1 protein-coding gene is annotated in these 3,144 nt (G+C 61.4%); it reads right to left on the reverse strand.

All coding sequences use genetic code 11. The features are described from left to right. Positions 1–368 precede the first annotated feature (368 nt). Complete coding sequence (locus OXG98_08035; protein ID MCY3771953.1) at positions 369–3,041, reverse strand: TonB-dependent receptor; 2,673 nt, start codon at positions 3,039–3,041, stop codon at positions 369–371. Between the last annotated feature and the right edge of the window lie 103 nt (positions 3,042–3,144).

Here is a 3,144-nt window from a genome sequence, read left to right on the forward strand (position 1 = left end):
CTTCAACAGGGTCCGCGACTATCAACTCGAAGGCTTCGTTGGGGACGTAGAAGCCCTGCAACTCGTTGTTCCTGAGGATTCCGACCGGCTTGCCGGTTTGACTGGCCTCTTCCATCACACGTGCTGGAGACTGCTTGAGCCGAGATACTGTTACCAATTTGTGAGCATTCATGAGCAAGATTACCGGTTCGGTTGGTTTTCGAATTGAGAATCGAATTTCAAGAATAGAGGTTTCGGGACTTGGATGACTCAATCCTTGTGAAAGTACCAAATAACGTACTTAGAACTAAATTTAGTACTATTCGGGAAGCGTTGCAAGTCCGATTTCGACAGCGCGCAACCGCATGCGCACCACCGAAGCAGCGCCCCTAGATAGTCGCCTTGAGGCCAAGACTGTAGGTTATGCCCGCGTCGTAACTTTCATAGGGCAGGGCGCCCTGGGTCCAGTCGACTTTGTCGTCGAGGATGTTCTTGACCTTGAGTTCGAGTTCGAGATGGGTGTCGTAGAGGTAGAAGGTGTAGCGCGCCAGGAAATCGAGCTGGCCGCGGGCTTCCTCGATGATGTTCGGCGCGTTCTCGGCGCCCACCAGAATGATCCGCTCGCCCGTGTAGTTGTAGGCCAGCGAGCCCTCGATGCCCGCGTTGTAGTTTGCGTAAGTGAGGATCAGGTTGCCGAGCATGTCGGACTGGCCGCTGATCTCCCGTTCGTTCTCGTACAGTCGCGCGATCTGCCGGGAGCCGGTCACGGGCACGTCGCGCGGCGATTCGCCCTCGCCGAACAGGGTTACCTGCGAGTCGATCAGGGAGAAGTTCGCGTTCAGCGCGAAGTGGTTCCAGGCCTCGCCCCAACCGAACCACTCATCGAGGGGCAGATCCTTGCGCAACTCGATTTCCGCCCCTTCGAGCGTCGCCTCTTCGCCGTTGAACCAGGTAAAGATGTCGTTCTGCGCCTGGACCTTGCCGATCTCGATGGGGTTTTTGAATTCCTTCCTGAAAACACCCACGGAAAGGCTGTCGGCGGCGCCGAAATACCATTCGAGGCGGGCGTCGTAGTTGTCGAGCCTGGCCGGCTCCAGGAACACGTTACCGCGGTACAGGTTGGAGTCTTCGGGGTTGCGAATGGTCGTACCGGTGATTTCCAGCAGGCTCGGCCGGTTGACCGTCTTGGAATAGGCCAATCGGAGCTGCAGGTCGTTGACGAACTCGAAGGTCAGGGATGCGGCGGGCAGGGTGTCCTTGTAGTCCTGGCTGACCGCGTTGTCGGTGCCTTCCCCGATGTTGCCGCCGAAGGCGTCGGCGAACAGGGTCGTCTCCTCGTAGCGTAGCCCCACCGCCGCCCGGATGCGCGGCGTGAACTGGGCGTCCATTCCCCCGTAGAAGGAACTGGTTTCCTCGCCCGATGTGGCGAACGGGAAGATGCCCGCAGCATTTGCGGCGCCTGCGGAGAAGTCGCGCGCATCGAGCCAGCCCTTGCTCCAGTTGTCGATGCCGAAAAGCTGTTCCGGCGTCATGAGCGCAACGTAGGGGGGCGCCTGCGGCGTCAGGTCGAAGCGGAAAAAGCGGTCGCGGCTTGAGCGCACCCGCTGATAGTCCGACCAGCCTGCCTTGATCTCCATTTCAACCGCGCCGAGCATCAGCGGCAGCGCGATGTCGACGCCGAACTCCTCGATCTCGTCCCGGAGTTTCGAGAACACCCGGTCAGGGGCCTGGAATACGTCGCGCAGGTCGCCGGCCGCCTGCCGGTTCGGCGTGACCACTTCCTCGAGCCCGGCGAAATTGTTGGCATAGGTATAGGTTCGGGTGTCCGGGGCATCCCGGGTGGCTGCGCCGTCGATGGCCCGCCAGTTGACGGACAACTGGTCGAAGGTGCCGGCATCGAAGTAGTGCTCGCCCTTGAGCCGGGTGGAACGGATGTAGTTCTCCGTCCATTGCAGCCGGTAGCTCACCACCCGGGTGCCTGTGGTGACATCGTCCTCGCTGGACAGGCCCCGGAACCGCTGTGTCTCGTCGTCGGCCTGGCGCAGGATCACCTGGGAGAGCTGGATGGAATGATCGTTGTTGAATTCGATGCCCAGGTTGAGAAAGCCGCTCCAGTTGATGGTGTGGCGCGTGGTGAACTGCCGGTAGTCGACGGTCTGGGTACTGCCCCCGTCAACGCCCGTGAACTCATAGCGCCGGTAGTCCTTGTCACGGTTGTTGTAGTCATTGCTGTATTTGCCCGCCGCGAGCAGGCCGACCGACGCACCGTTGTCGAAGTCGTACCGGTAACCCATCTCCCCCTCGCCGGTGTAGTTGGGCTTCAGCCTGTCCTTCTCGCGGATGTGCCAGAAGTTGTAGAAGCTGGCGCCGAGGCCTGCGCTCTCGGGCCAGGGCGTTGCCTCGAACGCTTCACTTGAAATCAGCTTGATGTTGTCGGGAATGTTACGCGTGCCGTCGTCGAATCCCCAGTTGTCGCGGCCGCCGCCCCGGTAGGAGAGCCCGTCGCCGCCGGTGGTCTCCGAGTTGCCTCCGATCTGCACCTTGGCGGAAAGGTAATTCTCTTCAGGCGTTGCCTTGGTGCGAATCATGACCACGCCGCCGCTGAAGTCGCCCGGGTATTCCGGCGAGAAGGTCTTCTGCACCAGCAGGCTGCGCACGATGCTGTTGGGCACGATATCCAGCGGTACCGTCTTCTGGAACGGCACCGGGGAGGAGATGCGGGCGCCGTCCAGCAGGGTCGATGAGTAGCGTTCCCCCAGGCCCCGCACGTAGACGTACTTGCCGCCCACCAGGCTGAGGCCCGTTATCCGTGACAAGGCATCGCCGACGCTGGTGTCGGCGAGAAGCTCCAGCGCCTCGGTGTCGAGGACATTGGAAACTTCCGAAGTCGTGCGCTTCTCGTCCGGAATGAAGGTGCCGATCACCACGACCTCCTCGACTCCCCGGCTCGCCGCGGCGACAGCGGCCGGCGGCTCTTCTTCGCCTCCCGCCTCCTCCGCGGCCAGGCTCCCCCAGCCTGTCAGCAGCCCCAGTACCAGCATCGACGCCGGAATGGTTGTCAACCGGCAATGTTTCCTTGCCATTGCTAGTTGTCCAGCCCGACCGTCCAACCGGACCCCCAGTTGGCAATGTCCGAGCCGATGATCGAACTGCCGGCATCGTCAT

This window comes from Gemmatimonadota bacterium (assembly GCA_026706345.1).
Lineage (GTDB): Bacteria > JAAXHH01 > JAAXHH01 > JAAXHH01 > JAAXHH01 > JAAXHH01.